The 20,879-nt window shown below is 65.7% G+C and carries 24 protein-coding genes; 13 read left to right on the forward strand and 11 right to left on the reverse strand.

The genetic code is table 11. From position 1 onward, the window contains the following. Positions 1-25: 25 nt before the first annotated feature. Positions 26-895, reverse strand: a complete 870-nt coding sequence (locus tag GVV77_RS04010) for a hypothetical protein (protein WP_159616579.1) — start codon at positions 893-895, stop codon at positions 26-28. A 477-nt stretch (positions 896-1,372) separates the two neighbouring features. On the opposite strand from GVV77_RS04010, the gene GVV77_RS04015 reads away from it, so the two are divergent. The 7 genes from GVV77_RS04015 (at position 1,373) to GVV77_RS04045 (ending at position 6,856) form a co-directional block, all read left to right on the forward strand. Continuing rightward, positions 1,373-1,798, forward strand: coding sequence for a hypothetical protein (locus tag GVV77_RS04015; RefSeq protein WP_159616581.1), 426 nt, complete (start codon positions 1,373-1,375; stop codon positions 1,796-1,798). Between the two features lie 120 nt (positions 1,799-1,918). After that, the gene (locus GVV77_RS04020; protein WP_159616583.1) at positions 1,919-2,869 is read left to right on the forward strand and encodes an aminoglycoside phosphotransferase family protein; all 951 of its coding nucleotides are present in this window, start codon (positions 1,919-1,921) and stop codon (positions 2,867-2,869) included. Between the two features lie 127 nt (positions 2,870-2,996). Further along, the gene (locus GVV77_RS04025) at positions 2,997-3,617 is read left to right on the forward strand and encodes a hypothetical protein (RefSeq protein WP_159616585.1); all 621 of its coding nucleotides are present in this window, start codon (positions 2,997-2,999) and stop codon (positions 3,615-3,617) included. 186 nt (positions 3,618-3,803) lie between these two features. After that, entirely contained in the window at positions 3,804-4,856 is a 1,053-nt protein-coding gene (locus tag GVV77_RS04030) for a S66 family peptidase (protein WP_159616587.1), read from the forward strand. Next, positions 4,819-5,427, forward strand: coding sequence for a GNAT family N-acetyltransferase (locus tag GVV77_RS04035; RefSeq protein WP_159616589.1), 609 nt, complete (start codon positions 4,819-4,821; stop codon positions 5,425-5,427). The genes GVV77_RS04030 and GVV77_RS04035 overlap by 38 nt, the downstream gene beginning before the upstream one ends. Before the next feature lie 186 nt (positions 5,428-5,613). After that, entirely contained in the window at positions 5,614-5,949 is a 336-nt protein-coding gene (locus GVV77_RS04040; protein WP_159616591.1) for a hypothetical protein, read from the forward strand. A 235-nt stretch (positions 5,950-6,184) separates the two neighbouring features. Beyond that, positions 6,185-6,856 (forward strand): DNA alkylation repair protein, encoded by a 672-nt coding sequence (locus GVV77_RS04045; protein WP_159616593.1) that lies wholly within the window; start codon positions 6,185-6,187, stop codon positions 6,854-6,856. A 17-nt stretch (positions 6,857-6,873) separates the two neighbouring features. Here the strand turns inward: GVV77_RS04045 and GVV77_RS04050 are convergent, their stop codons facing one another. The 4 genes from GVV77_RS04050 to GVV77_RS04065 form a co-directional block, all read right to left on the reverse strand. Continuing rightward, positions 6,874-8,013 (reverse strand): PQQ-dependent sugar dehydrogenase, encoded by a 1,140-nt coding sequence (locus GVV77_RS04050; RefSeq protein WP_159616595.1) that lies wholly within the window; start codon positions 8,011-8,013, stop codon positions 6,874-6,876. 109 nt (positions 8,014-8,122) lie between these two features. Further along, positions 8,123-8,836 (reverse strand): VOC family protein, encoded by a 714-nt coding sequence (locus GVV77_RS04055; protein WP_159616597.1) that lies wholly within the window; start codon positions 8,834-8,836, stop codon positions 8,123-8,125. 122 nt (positions 8,837-8,958) lie between these two features. Further along, positions 8,959-9,357 (reverse strand): YunG family protein, encoded by a 399-nt coding sequence (locus GVV77_RS04060; protein ID WP_159616599.1) that lies wholly within the window; start codon positions 9,355-9,357, stop codon positions 8,959-8,961. Continuing rightward, positions 9,354-10,199, reverse strand: coding sequence for a class I SAM-dependent methyltransferase (locus GVV77_RS04065; protein WP_159616601.1), 846 nt, complete (start codon positions 10,197-10,199; stop codon positions 9,354-9,356). Before GVV77_RS04065 ends, GVV77_RS04060 begins: the two co-directional genes overlap by 4 nt. 144 nt (positions 10,200-10,343) lie before the next feature. On the opposite strand from GVV77_RS04065, the gene GVV77_RS04070 reads away from it, so the two are divergent. The 5 genes from GVV77_RS04070 (at position 10,344) to GVV77_RS04090 (ending at position 14,864) form a co-directional block, all read left to right on the forward strand. Next, positions 10,344-10,760: a GNAT family N-acetyltransferase gene (locus tag GVV77_RS04070; protein ID WP_159616603.1), complete on the forward strand. Its 417-nt coding sequence runs from the start codon at positions 10,344-10,346 to the stop codon at positions 10,758-10,760. A gap of 95 nt (positions 10,761-10,855) precedes the next feature. Next, positions 10,856-11,368, forward strand: a complete 513-nt coding sequence (locus GVV77_RS04075) for a GNAT family N-acetyltransferase (RefSeq protein ID WP_159616605.1) — start codon at positions 10,856-10,858, stop codon at positions 11,366-11,368. A 102-nt stretch (positions 11,369-11,470) separates the two neighbouring features. Then, positions 11,471-12,895, forward strand: a complete 1,425-nt coding sequence (locus GVV77_RS04080) for a dihydrolipoyl dehydrogenase family protein (protein ID WP_159616607.1) — start codon at positions 11,471-11,473, stop codon at positions 12,893-12,895. A 322-nt stretch (positions 12,896-13,217) separates the two neighbouring features. Then, positions 13,218-14,612, forward strand: coding sequence for an FAD-binding oxidoreductase (locus GVV77_RS04085; protein WP_159616609.1), 1,395 nt, complete (start codon positions 13,218-13,220; stop codon positions 14,610-14,612). A gap of 9 nt (positions 14,613-14,621) precedes the next feature. Next, positions 14,622-14,864: a hypothetical protein gene (locus GVV77_RS04090; protein ID WP_159616611.1), complete on the forward strand. Its 243-nt coding sequence runs from the start codon at positions 14,622-14,624 to the stop codon at positions 14,862-14,864. Positions 14,865-15,048: 184 nt separating this feature from the next. Here the strand turns inward: GVV77_RS04090 and GVV77_RS04095 are convergent, their stop codons facing one another. From GVV77_RS04095 to GVV77_RS04105, 3 genes are all read right to left on the reverse strand, one after another. Beyond that, positions 15,049-16,239, reverse strand: a complete 1,191-nt coding sequence (locus tag GVV77_RS04095) for a glycosyltransferase (RefSeq protein ID WP_159616613.1) — start codon at positions 16,237-16,239, stop codon at positions 15,049-15,051. A 150-nt stretch (positions 16,240-16,389) separates the two neighbouring features. Beyond that, positions 16,390-16,611 carry a hypothetical protein gene (locus GVV77_RS04100; RefSeq protein WP_246199628.1) on the reverse strand — a complete coding sequence of 74 codons (222 nt, stop codon included), beginning with the start codon at positions 16,609-16,611 and terminating at the stop codon, positions 16,390-16,392. Further along, on the reverse strand, positions 16,608-18,077 hold the full coding sequence (locus tag GVV77_RS04105; RefSeq protein WP_159616615.1) for a glycosyltransferase family 2 protein: 1,470 nt from the start codon (positions 18,075-18,077) through the stop codon (positions 16,608-16,610). Before GVV77_RS04105 ends, GVV77_RS04100 begins: the two co-directional genes overlap by 4 nt. 499 nt (positions 18,078-18,576) lie before the next feature. Between GVV77_RS04105 and GVV77_RS04110 the strand changes: the two genes are divergently transcribed. Continuing rightward, positions 18,577-19,044 carry a hypothetical protein gene (locus GVV77_RS04110; protein WP_159616617.1) on the forward strand — a complete coding sequence of 156 codons (468 nt, stop codon included), beginning with the start codon at positions 18,577-18,579 and terminating at the stop codon, positions 19,042-19,044. Between the two features lie 16 nt (positions 19,045-19,060). On the opposite strand, the gene GVV77_RS04115 is transcribed toward GVV77_RS04110, so the two are convergent. The 3 genes from GVV77_RS04115 to GVV77_RS04125 form a co-directional block, all read right to left on the reverse strand. Beyond that, positions 19,061-19,441, reverse strand: a complete 381-nt coding sequence (locus GVV77_RS04115) for a VOC family protein (RefSeq protein ID WP_159616619.1) — start codon at positions 19,439-19,441, stop codon at positions 19,061-19,063. A gap of 240 nt (positions 19,442-19,681) precedes the next feature. Next, positions 19,682-19,918, reverse strand: coding sequence for a hypothetical protein (locus tag GVV77_RS04120; RefSeq protein ID WP_159616621.1), 237 nt, complete (start codon positions 19,916-19,918; stop codon positions 19,682-19,684). Between the two features lie 117 nt (positions 19,919-20,035). After that, the gene (locus GVV77_RS04125; RefSeq protein WP_159616623.1) at positions 20,036-20,875 is read right to left on the reverse strand and encodes a sigma-70 family RNA polymerase sigma factor; all 840 of its coding nucleotides are present in this window, start codon (positions 20,873-20,875) and stop codon (positions 20,036-20,038) included. Between the last annotated feature and the right edge of the window lie 4 nt (positions 20,876-20,879).

The raw sequence follows: 20,879 nt of genomic DNA on the forward strand, positions 1-20,879 counted from the left end.
GTCCGCGCCGGGACAGCCCGGCGAACTAGCGCTGTGCGCGCTCGAGTCGACGCATCCGCGCGGCCATGGCCACCGGAACTGCGACGCCGGCGGCCAGCAGCCCCGCAATGAGGGCGAGGGCTGCGCTGTTGTCCTCGGTTGCGGCGGCGGTCTGGACGTTCATGCCCTTGTTCGTGCCGGTGGGGGTGGGGATGACCGTCACCGGTACGGTGGGGTTGACAACCGGTGTGACTCCGATGGCACCGGCGTCACACGCGGCCAGGAACGCCTTGAACAGAGCAATGAGTTCCGCTGCGAGGGCTTCGTCGCCGCTGAGCTGTGCAATGAGGGCATCCGCCTGGACCACGGCCGCGTCGAAAGCGGCCTGTGCGGACACCAGTTCCGCGTTCACCTGCACGGCAGCGTAGGCGGCCTTCGCAGCAACCGCGGCCTCGGCCGCAATCCTTTCCTGCTCAGCCAGCGGGATCAGCGCCGCGCGCGCTGCGATGACAGCCGGATCGTTCTCCGGGTCCCCGTCGCCGTCAAGATCGGCAAGGATCGCAGCTTGCACCGCGGCCTCAATCGCGACCTCGGCCTCAATAACCAGGCGCTGAGCCTCCGCAGCGGCCGATGCGGTGGTCTCGGCCTCAACAGCCAGCCCCTCGACATTCAGCGACGCGGTGACAGTGGCGAGGGTTTCGCCGGCAGCAACCACAGCCGCGGTAGCGACCTCAAGCTGGTTGACGAATGCCACGTCGATCCCCGCAGCATTCAAAGCCGCGTTGAACTGGACGGAGGCCTGCAGGCAGGCAGCATCGCCCGGTGCGGCGGAAGCCGCCGGAGCTCCGAAGAACAGCCCGCCGGCGATAAGGGTAGCCGTTGATCCCGTTGCAACCCATTTTTTATTGGTGATCATGTATGCGCGTCTCCTGAAACACGTAGTATCCCCCGGGCCATCCCCGAAGGCGCAGCGTGCGGGCCCCCACAAGAACGAAACAGTGTGATCCGCTGACCGGGTATTCAAAGGCGCCAGACGAAAGATACTTCTGATACCTGCGGTCGCTGTCCGCTCAATGTAGGTCACATGTGTCACCGAAACAAGCAATAACGGCATTCTTATTGGTGGAGGGACGCATGCGACTCGGTATTCGCCCCAATTCACTGCCTTTTTTGCATCCCTGTTTTCAATAATCTGCAGACGCGGGATAGATCTCCGCGAAATCCACTAACCCAGGGCGGTACTTCATCGGCCGGTTGCGATCCCGTAACGATGACCGATTTGAGCCGCCCGCCGGTTTCCCAAGTGCTGCGGCCGTGATTGGGTCGAACCGGCGCCGGTGCGATTGGGTATCGGGAAGGCGCGGGCGAATCGGAGATATCAACGGGGAGATTGATGAATGAGCACGGACCGGTACAGGCGCTAGCGGCCCTTGCACTCGTCTGGGTTCTGGCCGGCTGCAGTGCGACCCCCGCATTCTCGGTGCTTGAGAATGCGCCCATCCATAAGGACCAGCCCGCACCCCTCGACACCGAGGGCATCGTCGCCCTGGACACCATGCGCTTCCTGGCCGAGCAGGACGGACGTTCCTATTACATCGCCCGGCCCGCCGATGAGTTCGAGCGGTCCATCTGCCTTGTCATCGATCAGGATGGCCAGGCAATCATCGGTTGCGGTGGCTACATCGAAGGCGCACGTACGCCCGCAGTCGGGGTCACCACCCCGGACGTTGAAGTGATGCTTGCCCCGGACGGCTACGACGTCGAGGGGTACGCAGCGCTGGGATGGGCTTCACCCCACCCGAACTTGATCCTGCGCTGAACCGCCGCGACTGACCACGCTTCTGCTCATTAGTGTGGATCCGCCGCACCCCGAGAAGATCCCGGTCGGCCAGCGGAACGGGCGGCGGATTCCGCCCGGGGATCGGCTAGTGTCGCCTCCATGGTGATGCACGATGACCAGTTGTTCCTCGACGATGAAACAGCCTGCAGGCTGATCGTCCAGCAGTTCCCCAACTGGCGCCACAAGCAGATCCGCCGCATCCGGACGGACGGGACGGTCAACGCCATCTATCGGATCGGCACCGATCTCACTGCGCGCTTCCCTCTTCGATCCACTCGCCCGGCCGCCATGCGGGCCGAACTGGCGCGTGAGGCCTCAGCCATGCGCGGGCTGACCGCCTGTTGTCCGTTTCCAACGCCCGTGCGCGTTGCCGAGGGCGCTCCGGGCCACGGCTACCCACTGCCGTGGTCGGTGCAGACCTGGTTACCCGGGCGCGTGGCAACACCCGGCGGTCTGGCCAACTCCAGCGCGTTTGCACACGACCTCGCGGACCTCGTGCACGCGCTGCGAACCGCCGACTCCGAAGGGCGCCACTTCGCGGGTACCGGCCGCGGCGGAAATCTGCGGGACTCCGATGACTGGATGGACACTTGTTTCCGCGAGAGCGGGGGCCTCCTTCCGGTCGATCGGCTCCGTGCCATTTGGGCTGAATTTCGAATCCTGCCGCCCGCCGGCGCCGACGTCATGACGCACGGTGACCTGATTCCCGGGAACCTCCTGGTCGACGGCGAGAGGCTGGTCGGGGTCCTCGATGGAGGCGGTTTCGCTCCTGCTGACCCGTCACTCGATCTTGTCGCTGGATGGCACCTGCTCGATGCAGAGTGCCGGGTCTGGTTTCGCCGGGAGCTGGCCTGCTCCGATCTTGAGTGGCGGCGCGGGGCAGCATGGGCCTTCCAGCAGGCGATGGGGTTGGTCTGGTACTACCAGCGGTCGAATCCAGGAATGAGCACGCTGGGGAAATGTACGCTGACGCGCATCCTCGACGACCGGGAACTGTCCGAGTCACTCCCTGCTGCCTCCGGTGCCTTCCCACATCGATCTGATGCGTGAGGACCGAGATGTCGGGGGCTCTTATTTGAGCGGCGCGTGGAATGATGACCGCATGGGGCCGGCTACACGTCATGCATCAACAGGCGAGCCGGGAGAACGGAATGCGTCCTAAACTTCAGCCGATGAAGTGCAGTTCCGGGTCGTTGGTGCGACGTTCCTTCAAACCATCGGCATGTTCCTGCTCTTTCATATCGCTCAGGTCGGTGGCCCCGATACCAATAAGTGGCTTGGACTGATCTACGGTGCCACGTATGTGGCTGTCGGATTATCCGTCCTGGGAATCAAACCCCCTCTTAAGGCTGTCGCCGTATTTATTCTTCCGGGGACCCTTTTGGCCCTCGTCGGGGCGATCGGCGGAGGCTACTGGGCCGGCCTGTGGGTGCCGGCGCTCACCCCATGGGCCTTCATCTCGATCGACGCTGCCGGCACGGGGTCCTCCGCTCCCCTTCTCCCCCGACTCCTGCGACTGCTCACCGGCTTGGCCGGCGCCGCCCTGCTTCTCGGCCTGGCGATCTTCTGGACGAATCCTTGGGCCTACCTGCTCGTTTTCCTGCCCTTGCCGCTGCTCCTGCTCGGCCATTACTCGCACCGCCCCTGGCGAGCCGCACTGGACTGCACTGCGGGCGTGGCCCTCCTTGTCTTGCTGATCGCCCTTCCGGAGTTCTGGCTGTCCCTCGAAGCATCTTTCGCCGGCGTTTCCGCCCTCGCAGGCCTTGCGCTGACCTGGCTGACGAGGTCTCGCGGATAGCTGCCCGCGCAAAGAGGCCCCACAGGACCACCGCTCCAATTGACCAGCCAACGACGACGCGCGGCCCGATTGTCGGCTGAAGTTCCTCACCGATTGCGCGGCGATGCTTCAGTCCGCCCCTTTAGCCCGGGCGCACCCGCAGCGCGGCTGAAGCCGTGAACATTGCCGGTGTGCTTGACTGGCGGGATGGAAATATGGGGACCCACCAGACCGGCATCGGCACTCCGTGAGGACGATCGGGTGGCGATCCTGTCGCCGTCCTTCGCGGCTCCGGGGTTCGCCCCCGCGGTCCACGAACAGGCCATGACCCGATTCGCGGCCGCGACCGGCCTTGTACCCGTGGAGTTCCCCACGACCCGGCGGCTCGGCGCATCCGCCGAGGACCGCGCGGCCGATCTCAACGCGGCCTTCGCCGATCCCACCATCCGCGCCATTCTCGCCACAGTCGGCGGCGACGATCAGATCACCGTCATCCCGCATCTGAACGCCGACCTCGCCCGAGCCGACCCCAAAATTTTCCTCGGCTACAGCGACAACACCAACCTGCTGAACTGGCTCTGGTCGCACGGTATCAGCGGGTTCTACGGCGGCTCCACCCAGGTCCACCTCGGTCCGGGTCCACGCATCGACGAGGTCCACCTCGCCTCCCTGAAAGCCGCTCTTATGACCGGCGGTGAGCTCACCATCACCGACCCAGGCGAATCCGAGGACTTCGGCCAGGACTGGAATGATCCTCGAGCGCTCGTCGAGTTCGGTGAGAGGGAGCCCACCGAACCCTGGGGCTGGGCCGGACCGGAGCGGGTTGCGTCGGGCAGGACCTGGGGCGGATGCCTCGAAGTCATCGACCAGCTCGCGTTGGCCGACCAGCTGCCGCCGGTCGAGACCCTCCACGGGGCCATTTTGCTGTTGGAAACCAGCGAGGAGCTCCCGCCTGCAGACTGGGTGAAACGGTGGGTCCGAGCGCTCGGCGAACGCGGCGTCCTCAACGCCGTCGACGCGGTACTTGTCGCAAGGCCTCCCACCAGCAGCTTCGAGCACCGGCCCGGTGCTGAGGAGCGCTCCCGTCTCCGGACGGCCCAGCGGGAAACTGTCATCGAAGAGATCACCCGCTACAACCCCGAGGCCGTCATCTGCGTCGGGGTTCCCTTCGGCCATACCCGCCCGCAGTGGATCCTGCCTTACGGCGGGACCGTGACATTGAATGGATTGGACCGCACAATCACCGCCCACTACGGCTGAGACAGTGGAAGCCCCTCTCGCTCTACCGGAGTGGCCCGTGGATGATCCGCGGCACTCCGGCGTGCTCCTTCGCCGGTTCCGTGACGCGGACGCCGGAATGGCCGTGGAACTTTCCCGCGACTCATACGTCCCCACTACGGGCACCCTGCCCGCCCACGCGTCGCACGAGGAGGCCCTGGCGTGGGTTGAACGCCAACGGCAGCGCCATTGCGAGGGGACAGGATTCTCCTTTGCTATCGCCGACGCAGGGACAAGCCGCTGCTTGGGCCAGATAGGGCTGTGGACGCGGGAGTTGAACAATGGCCGCGCCCAGGCCGGTTATGCGGTGATCCCCCGAGAGCGTGGCCGGCGGATTGCCGCCCGCGCGCTGCAGGCACTGCTGCATTTCGCCTGGACCATTCCAGAACTGCACCGGGTGGAACTTTATATTGAGCCCTGGAATACCGCCTCGGTCCGCAGCGCGGACCACGCCGGCTTTCAACGCGAGGGACTCCTCCGAAGTCATCAGGAAATCGCCGGAGTGCGCCGGGACATGCTGCTTTATGCCGCCATCGGGAACCGCCCGGTGTGATCATCGGAAACTATGGGCCTTAGGGGGTCAGCCACGAAGACGATTCCTCCGCCCGGGAGACCGCCCCTGACCGTGCCACCCCCCAGAATGCGATGTCCGCAATTAGCGGCAGATACTTCCAGCTCCTTCCAGGCAGGCGATTACCTTGCGCGGGCTCTCCACCGGTAGCGTCTGGAGAAATCCGCTGTGAGCGTTGGGGGCCTGATTGTGAAAGTAGTTTTTGTCCGGACTATGGCAGTGACGGCGAGCCTGCTGTTTGCCGGGCTGGCCGGTCTCTGGTTTGCAATAAAGATCCACCAATCGTTTTCTGTTGACGCCCCTCTCTGGGCACAAACGTTTATGGTCACCGTTGCAGTGCTTCTCTTCGCTCCTTTTCTTGCCCTGATATTTCTGAGCTTGAAACCCGGCATCCTGTTCAAGGAGGAAACCTGGCGGGGCAGCATAGCCGTCGCATCGATAGCGTTCGTGTGGTTTTTCTGCGCCCTGTTCTTATCAATGTTCGCGGGGTTCGGCGGTTTCTAGCCCCGGAGACCGGGCCACGATCTCGTGCTCAGCCGGCATCCACCGGCTCGGTGCTCCAACAGCCACTAGGGAGGGACCTCACGAAGACACTCACCCACGCTCCCTGTGTGAAGATCATGATGCTCGGCATGATCCTTGCTCGGGAATCGATCAGTTTCAACACCGCCTGTGGGACGTCGTGTCAGATGATGTTCAGGGCGACCTTCGGCGGCCACGACAAGAGGCGGAGGCACAGATGACGGGAATGACGGTGGACGAGCTGATGGCTGAACTTGCCTCTCTCGAGGATCCCCGGATGCGCACGGTGAACGAAAAGCACGGCGATGACCACGGGGTGAATCTCACCAAGCTGCGGGGCATCGCGAAGCGGCTGAAGACCCAGCATGATCTATCCAAGGGGTTATGGGCCACCGGTGACACCGCCGCGCGCCTGCTGGCCCTCCTGATCTGCCGGCCGAAGCAGTTCGGGCACGATGAGTTGGACGCAATGCTGCGCGAGGCCGGCGCTCCAAAGGTGCAAAACTGGTGCGTCAATTACGTGGTCAAGGTGAGTCCGTACGCCGAGCAGCTCCGCGTCGAATGGATCGCCGACGCCGATCCTTTGGTCGCCAGCGCTGGATGGGCCCTGACCAGCGAGCGTGTGGTGAAGAAGCCGGAAGGCCTCGACCTGCCCGGACTGCTCGACACAATCGAGGCGGAGATGAGAGAGGCTCCCGACCGGTTGCAATGGGCGATGAACCACACCCTGGCGCAGATCGGTATTGCACACGAGACCTACCGAAGCCGCGCAATCCTCATCGGGGAGAGGCTTGAAGTGCTGAAGGACTACCCGACCCCGCCGAACTGCACCTCACCTTTTGCTCCGATCTGGATTAATGAGATCGTGAGCCGTCAGTCGAGTCGGTGAGGACTGGAAAGCAGGGTCTACGGCAGTTCCGGTGGAATACTGATGAGGCGGTCGTCGTCTGCGCTCGGGCTGCCGCGACCGTCAGTGTTGCTGGTGAGGATCCACAGGGTGTTCTGGGGCCCGCGGATGACGTCGCGGATCCGACCGTATTCGCCGGCATAAAGTTCGATTGACGTGCTGAGGTCCTCGACCGGCACGGCGCGCAGAACCCGCCCGCGGAGATTTGCGATGTAGATCGTCCCGTTGAGATGGGTGATGCCGCTGGGGCTGGCCGTTTCCGGTGTCCACTGCTGGACGGGGTCTGTGAATGCCTCCGACCCCGCGATGCCTTCAACGAGCGGCCACCCATAGTTTGATCCGGGTGTGATGACGTTCAGTTCGTCCCAGGTGTTCTGCCCGAACTCAGCGGCATAGAGGGTGCCGGCGTCGTCCCAGGTGAGTCCCTGCGGGTTCCGGTGGCCGTAGCTGTAGACAAGGGAGCCGGGAAATGGATTGTCCTCAGGGACACTGCCGTCCGCTTCCATCCGAAGGATTTTCCCGCCCAACGATGTCCGGTCCTGTGCGACATCGGGTTGGCCCGCATCTCCGGTGGTGGCATACAGCATGCCGTCGGGACCGAAGGCGATGCGCCCGCCGTCGTGGTTCCTCGCCGCTGGGATGCCCGAGAGGATGGTTTCGGCTTCGCCAAGTTCCAACGCGCCCGGAGCCCCGGTGATGGGGAATCGTTGGATGCGGTTGCCGTCGGCTGCGGTGGAATACACGTAGAGTCGCCGCTCAGTATCCACAGCCAGCCCCAGCAGGCCTCCCTCCCCCGTGCCCGTGACCCCCTCGATGGTCGCGGCGACGCGCTGCGCGCCGTCGGCGGAGATCTCGAGGATCCGGGAGCTGTCACGCTCACTGACCAACGCCACCCCGTCCAGGAGGACTACGGACCAGGGCGCTTCAAGCCCGCCAGTGACCACCCGGGGACCCTCCGAGCCTGGTGTCTGACCGGGCTCGGAGGGTCCTGCCGTCACGGCCGCTGCGGGCGAGGCCGTCGACGCAGGTGCGTCAGGCCCGGGGGTGGCGGCGGGAGCGGGGCTGTCCCCCGTGCCGGTGCAGGAGGTCAGGAGCACCGCCGTCGTGAGACAGACGAGGTGCCGGGTTGCCGTGTCCATGATCCTCATGCTGCTCCTGCGCCTGCGGTATCGGTGATCGGATTGTCCCGGCGAAATCGGCGGGGAGCGGCCGGCCCGAGAGCCGGATGAGCGTGCGTGTGGCCGTGCCTCACGACCGCGCCGGCAGCACGCACAGCTCGTTGCCCGATGGATCGGCATAGAGGCGCCACGGCAGGTCACCCCAGCCTGGGTGGAGCTCCCGGCCGCCGCGTTCCGCGATGCCTGCCGCGACCGCATCCGGATTGTCTCCGACCTCCAGCCGGATGTCGAGGTGAAGCCGGTTCTTTTCCGGTCCCTTGGGAACCACCTCGGGGCACAACTCAAGGAGAGGCCCCCGCAGCGATGGATGGCGCAGGGAGGTTCCGGGCCCCGGGGTCCAACCGGTCAGCCAGGACCAAAACTCCAGGTCGCGATTCGGATCGGCGGAGTCCAGCGGAAGCGCTGCAATCGGCCCGGTGCCGACGTATGCACTCCGGTCCTCCATGACGCAGCAGGGATTTCCCTCGGGGTCGGCAAGTACCACCCATGGCACGTCGCCCTGGCCGATGTCCAGGTGTCGTGCACCCAGCGCAAGCAGCCGATCAACCTCTTCGGCCTCGCGCGCTCCACCGGCAAGGTCCAGGTGGAGCCGGGGAGTTTCATCGGAAGGAGGTTCGGTGACGCGCTGGAAGCACAGATCCAGCACCGGCCCTCCCTCGACCGCCAGCCGCGTCTCGAAAGCGTCAGACTCGTCGGTGAGCCGCTCACCGCCAATGACTGCCTCCCAGAACCTGCCCAGCCGCTGCGGCTCGGCTGCGTCGAAGACGAGGTTTTCCAAATACATAATTCACACCGTAAGCCCGCAGAGGATGGTGCCTCAAGCCATCACGCAATGCGTTCGCGCACGCCTTCGGACGATCGGCGACGGCGCTGGAACCGTACCTAGTGGGGTCGGCCGATCATCGCTCACTGAATCCTTGGGTCGGCGAGCGCGGACAGCACCCTTGAACGGAGCAGCCGGTACTCCTCCGCGTATGCGCGCGGCCCGCCTGCCGGTCGGACGACGACGCGCGGCGCCGCGATCATGCGGTGGGGTTGAAACTGTTCGCGGGTCAGGTCGATCTCCAGGCCGCTGGCGAAACGGTTCCAATAGTGGACCTCGTCCTCCTCACCCCCTCCGGTGACATCAGCCATGAGGAGGTCGCCGCCTAAAAGGTCCTGAATGACGAGGGCGGTTGGCCCGCACTGTCCGCGGGCCGGGTCGTCCGGCCTCCACTGCGCGAGGTGGGCGGCATCGAGGCACGTCGTGTCTGCGCTCCAGGACCGGCGGAAGGCCTGCTCAAGCTGGAGCAGCGTAAGAGTCATGGCTTCCGCGCAATTACCGTAAACGTGCATGGTACGAGGTCGCGCTCGCCTACTGGCCAGGCGAAACCGCCGGGCACCTCGACCATGCGGGGAGAGAATTTCCACGGCAGCGTTGCGCCCTCCTCGACACGAAGTAACTGAAGGCCTGCCCCAATGAGTGCGTTTATGATCTCGGACAAGGGATGCGCCCACTGATACGTCCGCTGGTGCTCCACCTTGCCGTCTCCGGCGTACGTGGTCGCGTCGTCCCATAGCTGAGCCTGGCCGTTGCCGAAGTAGGGGTAGCGAAGCTGCAACCCGTCTGCGTGCTCGTCGATGGAGTAGAGAGCAGGGTGCCCATCCCTGATGTAGAACAATCCTCCATTTCGAAGAAGCGCTGCCACCTGGCTCGCCCAGCGGCCCAGGTCCGGCAACCAGTTGATGGTTCCGATGCTGGTGTAGACAAGGTCGAAGTCCCCGGTCACAGCGGCACGGGCCTCCAGAACATCGCTTTCGACCCACGTCGCATCGATGCCGAGCCGATCCGCCAGGCCGGCTGCGGACCGCAGGGCGGCCGGAGAGAAGTCAACGCCGGTGACCCGGGCGCCTGCCCTCGCCAGCGAAAGCGTGTCCGTACCGATATGGCACTGCAGATGACACACATCGAGGCCGGAGACCGCTCCATCCGGCAGGAGGGGTGAGAGCGCCGCCAGGTCCGTGCGCACGACGGGGGTCAGGTAGTTGGGATCATCCAGCTGCTCAATCCCGTATGCCTCTTCGTGCAGGGGCACCCGGTCTTCCCAGTTGGCACGGTTGCTTTCGCGTGCGACATCCCAATCGATCGCCATCCGGCTCGTATCCATTTGGCGAGTCTATGCAGAGGACTGCCACGACCCCTGCACATTCGGGTCATCCTTCACTCCGTCGTGGTTTCCCTCACGGACCCGACGACCGGCAGCGGCCCGTACGTAGGCCGGCGGCCCACCCCGCCCCTCTAGGGTGTTGTCATGAGCAATCGCTATCTCTTTTCGACGGCTACCAGCAGGATCGATCGCGGCCGCGTCCACCGGTGGCTCAGTGAGCAGTCCTACTGGGCCACGGGCCGGGCCCGCCGGAGCCAGGATGAGGCTATAGATGCTTCCCGGAACTACGGCGTGTACGACGCCGAGACCGGGGAGCAGGTCGCATATGGCCGTGTCATCACCGACGGCGTCACGTTCGCCTGGCTCTGCGATGTGTTTGTCGCGGCAGAAGTACGGGGACAAGGAATCGGCAAGATGCTGACGGCCGGTGTCATTGATGATCTTGAAGCGCTGGGATTGAAGCGGATCCTCCTGTCCACTGGTGACGCTCACGGGCTCTATGCCCAATTCGGCTTCACCCCGCTGGCCGACCCTTCCAGACTGATGACCCGTACCCGATAACGCCCGGCCTACCTGCGCCGCGCGGTTCCCGCCGCATCCGGATCGGTCCCGCTGGGCAGGAAGCGGCATTGCCTTGTCCATGGAATGCTGAGGCTGTGATCACAGCCTTGATCCTTCCCGACGTCCTTCGCACCAACCATCGAACGTTCACGCTCCGGCGGGTTGCGGAGAGTGACCTCGGCGCGCTCATCTCTCTCCTCGCCGACGACCCGATCAGCGCGGTCCGGGGAGACCGGGCCGAGGAATTGGACACCGCGGCGTACCGCTCCGCGCTCAAGGAGTTGATGTCGGACTCCTCCAACGAGGTCCTCCTTGTCGTCAACGACGCCGGCGAGCCCGTCGCCACAATGCAGCTCACCCGCATTCCCGGTCTCTCCCGCCGCGGCGCCACCCGGCTTCTGGTGGAAGCCGTGCGCGTCCGCAGCATCGAACGCTCCAGCGGCATTGGTTCGGCGGTGATGCGCTGGGTCACCACGACGGCGGCAGCAGCAACCGGGGCCTCCCTCGTACAGCTCACCTCCGACCAGGAACGTGAGGATGCCCACCGCTTCTACGAACGACTAGGGTTCGTCGGATCGCACCGTGGGTTCAAATTCCAGGTGGATTGACCCTGAGGGCCCGCCGCACCCTCAGCCTCGAGGTAGCAGTCCGGGCAGTAATAAGCTGCATTGTGCTGGTGTCCAGGTCCAGCACAGGACCATCCTTGGAGCATGGACACCACACCGAGCACCATCGCCGCGGACGTCATCGTGATCGGTTTCGGCAAGGGCGGGAAGACCGCTGCGTCGACGCTCGGGCATCTCGGCAGACGGGTGGTCCTCATCGAGCAGTCGCCCCTGATGTACGGCGGAACCTGCCCCAATGTCGGCTGCGTGCCTACCAAGGCGCTGGTCTACCACGCGCACAATCGTCGGGAAGAGGACTCCCCCGGAGACTGGTACCGACGCTCGGTGACCACCGTGCACCAGCTCACCTCATCGTTCCGTGACATCAATTATGACGTCCTGGACGCCCACGATTCCCTGACGATCCTCACGGGAAAAGGAACGTTCGTCGACCCGCACACCGTGAGCGTCGACGTCGACGGCCGCCGGGTGACGGTCACGGGGGACACAATCCTGATCAATACCGGCTCGGAACCGATCATTCCGAACATCGAGGGCATCCGGGACAGCACCCATGTCATCACGAGCACCGACCTCATCCACCGAACGGATCTACCTGCCCACCTCGTCATCATTGGGGGCGGATACCTGGGCCTTGAACTCGGCGCCGTCTATCGGACGTTCGGCTCCGAGGTCACGATCCTCGAAATGACATCCCAGATCCTTCGGCGTGAGGACGATGATGTCGCCCAGACCGCCATCAGCATCTTCGAGAACGAGGGCATCAACATCGTCACGAACGCCAACGTGCTCGAAATCCGGAACGGCGGCGGCGGCGCGGTTGTCACCTACGAGAGCAACGGCAAGCAGTTTACGGTCGAAGCGGACGCGGTCCTCCCTGCGACCGGCCGCGCACCGGCAACGAAGGGCCTCGGTCTTGACGCTGCCGGCGTGAGCACCACGCCGCGGGGCGCGGTCGTTGTGGATGAGCACCTCCGGACAAGCCAGCCCCACATTTTCGCCCTGGGTGACGTCAACGGCGGACCTCAGTTCACCTATGTCTCACTCGATGACGCCCGCATTGTGCTCGACCAGCTGATCGGCGAGGGAAAGCGCAGCACCGCCGACCGCCACTCCGTCCCCCGCACGCTCTTCATTTCACCGCCACTCGCGACGGTTGGCCTCACCGAGAGGGAAGCGCGGGCCGCCGGCCACCGCATCAAGGTGGGCAGCCAGAACGTCGGCGAGATTTTCGCCATGCCGCGGGCCTACATCGTCGAGGAGACGCGGGGGATCATGAAGTTCATCATCGATCTCGACACGGACCTGATTCTCGGCGCCGCGCTGCTCAGCGTCGACTCGCAAGAAATGATCAATGTGGTTGCCCTCGCGATGCGCAGCGGCACCACGGCGACGCAGCTGCAGGATTCGATCTACACCCACCCAAGTTCCACCGAGGCCTTCAACGACGTGATCGGCGTCATCGTACGCAGCGACGCGCAGGCAGGTTCGGGCGCCGAGGCGGCATAGGCGCCCGGCGGGCCCCCTTCGAGTCCCGCCCTGCATCAAGTGGAATCGGCCGCTCGCGGTTCACGGCCCGCGGCGGCGAGGCGTCCGGGCCCGTTCAACTACGCTGCCCCCACGCCTGTCCTCCTACTGCCCGCAGGGCCGATCGGCGGACGCCCTGAAACCTTCCGTGGAAACTATCTGTATAATTGAACAGGTAGACAAGAAACCGCTGCGCGCCTGTTGCCGGCGGGAAGCCGACAGCCAACGCGGTGGCCAGGCGACCGGCGCCCATCCGAACACTCCACCCAGGAATATGCCCTCATTCTTCTTGAAAGGCCCACCCATGGCAGAAGTATCACTCCACCAGCTCAACCTACTGCGGACTCTCGTCTCCGGTCCGGTATTCGCACGCGGCGACGACGCCCTGGCCGCGGAGGTCGCCGCCTACAACGTTCTCGTCACACACGATCCGGACCTCGTCGTCGGGGCCGAATCCGAGGCCGACGTGGCGGCCGCCGTCCGCTTCGCCACAGAGCACTCCCTGCCCCTCACTGTCTTCGCGACGGGCCACGGATCCTATGTCGATGTGACGGAAGGGCTCATGCTGACGACCTCCAGACTCGCGGGCGAGGTGGCTGTGGACGTCGAGGGACGGACCGCCACCGTGGCGGCCGGCCATCGAGTCAGCGATATCGTTGCCGCCGCGGCCGCGCACGGACTGGCACCCGTCGTCGGATCGTCAACCAGCGTCGGAGCGATCGGCTACATTCTCGGCGGAGGCGTCGGGCCCCTCGCCCGCACCTTCGGGATGTCCTCCGACTGGGTCCGTTCCTTCCGTGTCGTCACGGCCGAGGGTGAGCTTGTCCACGCCGATGCCACTCACTCCCCCGACCTCTTTTGGGCGCTGCGCGGCGGTAAGGGCGGCCTCGGCGTGGTCACTGCCATGGAACTCGAACTCGTGCCACTGGAAACGCTCTACGGCGGCTCGATATTTTTTGACCCCGAGCACGTGGGAACGGTGTTCACGGCGTGGCTTGAATGGACGAAGACCGTGCCGGAGGCCCTCACGTCGTCCGCGGCTATCGTTCGGTTCCCGCCGCTTGAGTTCATTCCGGAACCCCTGCGCGGGAAGACAGCCCTGCACCTCCGGGTGGCGTATGTCGGGGAATCGTCCGAGGGCCGGCGGCTGCTCGCGCCGCTGCGCCGCGTTGCACCGGCACTCATCGATGCTGTCGGCGACATGGCGGCCTCAGACATCGGCTCGATCCACAACGACCCGGCGGACCCCATTCCCCTCTGGGACGGCAATGTCCAGCGGCTGCTGACCCATGCCGACGCCGGTTTCGCCGAGGCGATCCTGGAAACCGTTGGTCCCGATGTCGACGTCCCGGTGGTAGCGGCAGAGGTCCGCCACCTCGGCGGTGCCACCCGCCGTGACGTGCCCGAGGGCAGCGCTGTGGGCGGACGCAGCGCGGATTATTCGCTCCTGCTGGCCGGACTTCCCGATCCGAGCCTGTTCGAGTCGGCCCTGCCCCAGGCGATGGAGGGTATCACCGGCCGGCTCGCTCCATGGCTGTCGGAGACAACGCTGATCAATTTCCAGGCGAAGCCTGGCGAGGCGGCCGTGAGCTCGTGGCCCGCCGACATCCGCGCCCGGCTCGCTGAGGTGGGCGAGGCCTACGATCCCCGCGGCATCTTCTCTGGCCACGTCGCAGAGGAGGGATCCGGCAAAATGTAGTCTCCAAAGATGAGGGAACCCAACGGACGGTCGAATAAGCGGAACTGGAAGATCACCGGCCGTGAACTGACGACATGGCGCCTGCTTCTCCTGGTTTTCCCTCCGCCGATAGCCCTGCTTGTGGACGCCGTCTTCGGTCCGGTACCGGCGGTGATTGCGGGCACTCTGTTCTACCTAGGCATCATTTGGTTCGTGGTCACTGTTCCGAGAATGGACCGGGACAGTGACCGGGTGGGGTCTGACGATCCTTAGCCAGCCGTGTGCGGGCCCACCGCGGAAGCCGTTGGGCCGGCGCCTACGGAAGCACAGCGGAACGCAGTCCATCTGTGCCGCATGGGCGACCGGGTTTCATCTAGGCTCACCTGATGAACGCCGACGACGCCCCTCCGTAGACCCGTGCGTCGTCCCTGTGCACCGACGAATCCGCCGAGGAAGCTCAGCGGTGGAGTGTCTCGATGATGTTTACAGCAGCGGCCGGCCCGTCCTCCGCCGCCATGGCGCGTGCCACCCGTTGCGCCGCTGGACGATATTCCCCCGCCTGTGAGAGGGCGGCCGCAAGGCGGCCCGAGGTAAGTGCACGCTGTCGAATGGGTGAAGGGCCGAGGCCGCGTTCATGAACCCGGGCTCCCCAGAAGGGCTGATCTGCGATGAAGGGCACGATGACCGACACGGTTCCGGCTGCCAGCGCTGCCTGAACGGTCCCGATCCCACCGTGGTGTACGGCAGCCCCTGCAAGGGGCAGGACGAGGTCATGGGCGACGGAATCGGTCACGAGCACATCGTCATCGAGCACGTCAGGGGGAACGGACAGGCCGCCCAATCCGGCAGCTATGAGGGAACGCGCTCCGGTCCTGCGGATACCGCCCACCACCGCCCGTGCTCGGGCGACTGGATCCCCGGCAGCCATTGAACCGAACCCGGCATAGACGAAGTCCCCGCCCGCAATGAAATCTGCGACGTGATCGGGGAGGACGCCTTCCGCTGGCGGTCGCCACGGTCCGGTGAGGTGGACAGTGGCCGGCCAGTCCGGAGGGCGCTGCAGGACCGCCGGGCTGATAGGCATCAGCGTTGCCGCCGGCGGCGCACTGCGGCCGCCTCGGTTGCCAACGAGTTTCGCCACCTCCGCAAGATCCCGGCGGAACAAGGCCGCGCTCCCGGCGGCAGCCCGGTAGGTGTACCGGTTGAGTGGGCCCAGGTTTCGGCCGATGGTTCCCGCGGCTGGGAACGCGCGCGTTGGGGTCAGCACCGGCACCATTTCGACCCACACGAAGGGAATACCGAGTGCCTCGGCAACCAGCGGCGCCGAGAGGATCTTGGGGTGCGCCACCAGCACGTCGGGGGAATATTCAAGAGCCGCTTTCGCTGACTCGATCAGTACGCCGTGCATGACCGGGCGCACCACTGAGCGGTACGAGCGAAGCGCAGCACCGATGGAAACGCCCTGCTGCTTGATCAACTGGGTGTAATCGACCCCAAGACTGGAGACGTCGATGTCCGAGGTGTCCACTCCGGAATTGTCCGGAACAAGGAGGCGCACCTCATGCCCTGCCCGCAGCGCCCGACGGGCAAGCACCACAAAGGGGTCGACGTCGCCCCGCGTCCCCGCGGTCACTAGCAGAAGCTTCATTGCATCCCCTTCAACATCCTCGAACCACCCCTCAGCGGCATGCGCTGAACGACTGCAGCTATATCGGGTCGTCCCCTTAGCATTCCGCTCCTCATGGTGGGACGGCAAGGACGGGCATCGGGATGACCGCAGCTGCTGAGCCTAGTCCGGTCAGGAGGGCATGTCGGGGTGGATGCTGCGGGTTTCGCTGCGTTCCCCCCGTGAGCGCATCCACCCGGGTGCGTAGACCTTCGGCAGCACCTTCACGATGGCCAGTGCTGCGTACATAACGGTGTTGATGGCCACGAAGGTGGCCAAAACGGCGAACAGTTCGCTGTGCAGGATCGATTCGGGGAAGACAAGCCCGGTGGGCAGGTACGGGGCAGCAATCACAATGCCGCCTCCTGTCCGTCCAGGGCGCTGGTGTGGGGAACGTGCTTCCAGTCCGGGGCACGGCCAAGGGAGATATCGATGATGCCTTTCACGTAGACGACGTTGAGGAACATATCGAAGCAGAGTTCGGGCAGAAGAGTTGCGGCCAGCAGGCGGGCACGCCAGCCGCCCTTCCAGACGGTGCACACCCGTTCGACCATGAACAGGGCGCCAAGGCCCAGCCAGAACGGAAACCAGACCCACTCATCGAGGGAAAACACCATCAGGAGTCCGAGCAGCAGGTAGGAGCCGAGCGCGATGACCCCGTACCCGATGCCGAGCTGCTGCACCCAGTACCGCAGGGTCTGCGGCGTTACACCGTAGGCGCCGATGTTTTCAAGGGCCCCGCGCTGCCACCGGAGCCGCTGAGCCCACAGCATGGACCAGCTGGGCATCAGTTCGGTGACAACAGTGCATTGGTGCGGGGAGATGATCAGCGCGCCCAGGGACTTCAGCGCGATCGTCAGCTCATTGTCCTCGGTGAGGGCCGCCGTATCGTAGACGTCCCCGTTGGTGCCGGGGATCGAGATTCCCCTTTGCTCGGCGACGGTTCTCAATGCGGCAGGACGGAAGAGCGACGCCGTCCCGGTCAGCACGAACACTCGTCCGCCTCGGCGCCGGATTTGCCGGCTGTAGCGGATGTACTCGTTGCGCTGGAACTGGCCCAGCAGTCCGTGTCCCTGCTCTCCGTAGAACAGGCCGCCGACCGCCATCAGCGCCCGGTCATCGGTGAAGCGCTGTACGGCCGCCGCAAGAAATCCGTCGTCGATCCGGGTATCGGCGTCCATGACCATGACCACGTCGTTGGGGCCCTGACCCGGGAGGATCCGGGAGAGCGCCTGATTCAGGGCACCGGCCTTTTTCCGGCTGTTGTTGACCGACTCGAACACCTCGACCCCGGCGCGGCGCGCCAGTGCGACCGTGGCGTCGGTGCAGTTGTCCGCTACAACGATGATCCGCTCCGGGGGGTGCGACTGGGTCCGAAGCGAGGCGATCGTGGCCGGCAGCGAGGCCTCCTCGTTGTGCGCCGGGATCAGCACGGTGACAGTGACCGGGCCGGAATAGATACCCCTTGTCGCGGCCATCACGATGCGCGGCGCCAGCGGAGTGCTGACCGGATTGGCCGAACGACGCGACCGCGTCGCGATGCGCTGTTCAAGCAGCGCCACGCCAGCCGCCAGAAGCACCGCCAGGGCCATGGCGATGGCCAGTACGCGGACGGGGGGTGTGTCCGTGTTGTACAGCACGCGCCATAACCCCAGGATGACGCCGCTGGCCGGACCCTCCACCTGGGACGGCCCGCCGACGGCCACGGCCGCCCACAGGGCAGCTGCCGCTCCGGCCGCCAGCACGGCGATGATTAGGCCCACCGTCCGGTGGAAGCGTCCCCTCGCTGCCGGGCCCGGAGCGGTCCGGAGAGAGGACATCCTCTCCGCCGAGGGCGTGGAAGCGGAATCAGGAGCGGGCTGCCGGTGCGGGCGCGGCTCTGGAGTGCGGGGCGGGTGGGTTCTCGTCGTGTCCACGGATCGTCAGCCGGCAGCCGGCCGGGGACCACTACGGGCAGGATGAAGCGCCTGAGCATTCATGAGATTGAGACCTTTTCGCACGCGCTGCGGAGCGCAGCTTCTCGGATTGCCAGGTCCGCCCCACCCCAGCGGTGCGGCGGGTACTTCCTTCCCGGCCTGCTCACGGTACCGAAATGCATCCCATTCCGCCAGACAGCCACGGCAAAGCGGGCCGCGGCTCCGCGCCGACGAGCCGCTGGCACTGCCGCCGGGTCCCTCCGCCGGGGCGCCGGGAGCGGTCCGGGATGGAGCCGGCCGGCCGCGGAGCTGCCCCCCGAGGCACCGGGCACAATTGTGGAACCGACCTATCGTGCAAACCCGCTGTTCCCGCGTGCGGGTGCGCGCCCGAAAGGAACACGCCGTGACTCGCTGGCAACTCACCACACCGGAAACTGTCGAGCAGGCGGTCGCCGCGCTCGCCGAGGAGCGCAGGAAGCTGATCTCCGAAGGAGTGCCGGGAGACCTGCTCCTTACCGGCGGAAGCAGCTTGGCGGGCCTCCTCACCAAAGGGGATATCGACCTTCACCTCCAGGTGACGGCAGACGACTTCCCGGTGGCAATCTCCCGGCTTCCGGGGCTTTTCGCTGCTGCCCGGAGGGAGATCTGGACCTCCTGGTTCGCCGTCTTTGAGAGGGCCTCGATCCCTCCGGTCGGTGTGGCGGTCACCGTTGTCGGTTCCGAACACGACGTGAGGTTCGTCCGGTCCTGGGAACGGATGGGACAGAGCGCCGCTGCGCGGGAGCAGTACAACCTCCTGAAGCGGACCAGCACGGACGTCGAAACGGACAAGTCGCGGTTCTTCGACGACCTCACGGCCGCGGCGATGTAGTCACGCCGACGTGTCGTCATGACCAGGTGCGGGCCAGGGCGCTGAACGTCCCCTCGTCACTGTGGACCGGAATGACGCACAGCAGGTGGCCGCCGGGGGCACGGAGCGTATGGCACCCCTGCCAGCTCGAGACCTCCACGGCGCCCAGGGCGGTCAGCCGGGCCACCTCCGCCGGAACGTCATCCGTCTCGATGTCCACGTGGTAGCGGACGGAGTCCTCGACCGACTGCACCGCGACGACAAGGTTCGGCACGCAGTCCTTCAGGGTTCGAAACTGCGGTTCCCCGGGAGGACTTTGGGCCGGAACCCCGAGCGCGCTTGACCAAAAGCTGGTGCTTGCATCGGCCTGGTCGGACGGGGCGTCGATCAGGATTGTGGACAGGCGGCTGCGGTGCATGGACTGGCTCCTCGTTTTTGGGCTGCGCGGTCCAACGCCTTCGAACACGCAACGACGTCCGTGCCGCTGATCGTTCGACCGCTTCCCGGGGGATCATCACGGTGACTTCCTCATCTTCGCGCGGGGTGGGCTGCGGGCCAACCCCTGCAGGCGGTGGCGGGGAGCGGGCAGCTGCGGCGCGGAACGTCGGAACCGGCCGTTCTGGCCCTCCCCCGCGTTCCGCGCCTGCGCTGGACGGTCTCAGCCTTCGGGAAGCGATGCGAAGGCCTTCTTGGTGTCGCGGTACCACCCCATCCCCTTGACCGGGTTCCTCCACCGCCCCTTCATCGCGTCGTGGGCCTCCTGATGGGTGGAGTCCCCGGACTTCACGGCCTCCCGGAGGTGCCGGTCCTGGGCCTGAATGACGTCGTCGGCGGTGTCTCCGCTCAGCGCCAAGTCGCAGGGGCCGCCCAGCTGTTTGCAGGTCATGGTTTTCATCGCGGGTTCCTTCTTCTGTCGGTTGGGTCTGGGACCGCATCGCGAGTCCTGTCTCTATGACGGATGCCGCGCCGCAAATGTGACCACCGGGCACCGGACGTTCGAGAAGCCTGCGGATCACCTGCGTGCCGCAGCCTCCCGCCGCGTCAGCGATGCCAGCACGTCCGGCTGCGCGCGGAAGGTGATCGCCTGGACAACCCCTTTTGCGACGGTGAAGTCAAAGACCACGCGGGCCTGGCCGCGGTGGAACCAGGCCGCGCCGGGTCGGTCGCCGAGGAAGACCGGCAGGGCGGCCTTGGCCGCGCCGTCGAACATCGCGGCGACTTCATTCCGACCCTGAAGCCGGTGCGGAGTACCCGCAGCGATGGCCTCGGCGTCGGCGGTGACCAGGACGTCGGGTGCCAGGAGGTGGACTAGGCGCGCGAAGTTGCCGCCCCTGGCGGCGGACAGGAAGGCATCGACCACTTCCCAGTCGGCCGGCGTCCCCTGCGGCGCCAACTCCGACACCTTCGACCGCGCCCGTGAGGCCAGCTTGCGGGCAGCCATCGATGAGACATCGAGGACGGACGCGATGGTGTGGAAGTCCACGCTGAAGGTGTCATGCAGCACGAACGCGACCCGCTCCGCAGGCGACAAGCGCTCGAGGACCACCTGCAGCGCGACTCCGACCGAATCGGCCAGCACCACCCGTTCGGCCGGGTCCGGTGCAAACTGTGCCTCGGGCAGCTGCATCGGTTCGGTGGGCTCGGGAACCTTGGCGCGGAGACGGTCCAGGCACAGCCGTGTCGTCACGACGGTGAGCCAGGCGGGCACGCTGGCGATTTCGGCCCCCGTGCCGTCGAACCGCAGCCAGGCCTGCTGAACGATGTCCTCGGCCTCGGCCCGATCATCGAGCAGACCGGCAGCGATGCGGACGAGCCGGGGGCGCTCCGCCTCGAACTGCTCACTCGGGTCCATGGAG

The sequence above is a fragment of the Arthrobacter zhaoguopingii genome (assembly GCF_009828605.1).
GTDB classification, from domain to species: domain Bacteria; phylum Actinomycetota; class Actinomycetes; order Actinomycetales; family Micrococcaceae; genus Arthrobacter_D; species Arthrobacter_D zhaoguopingii.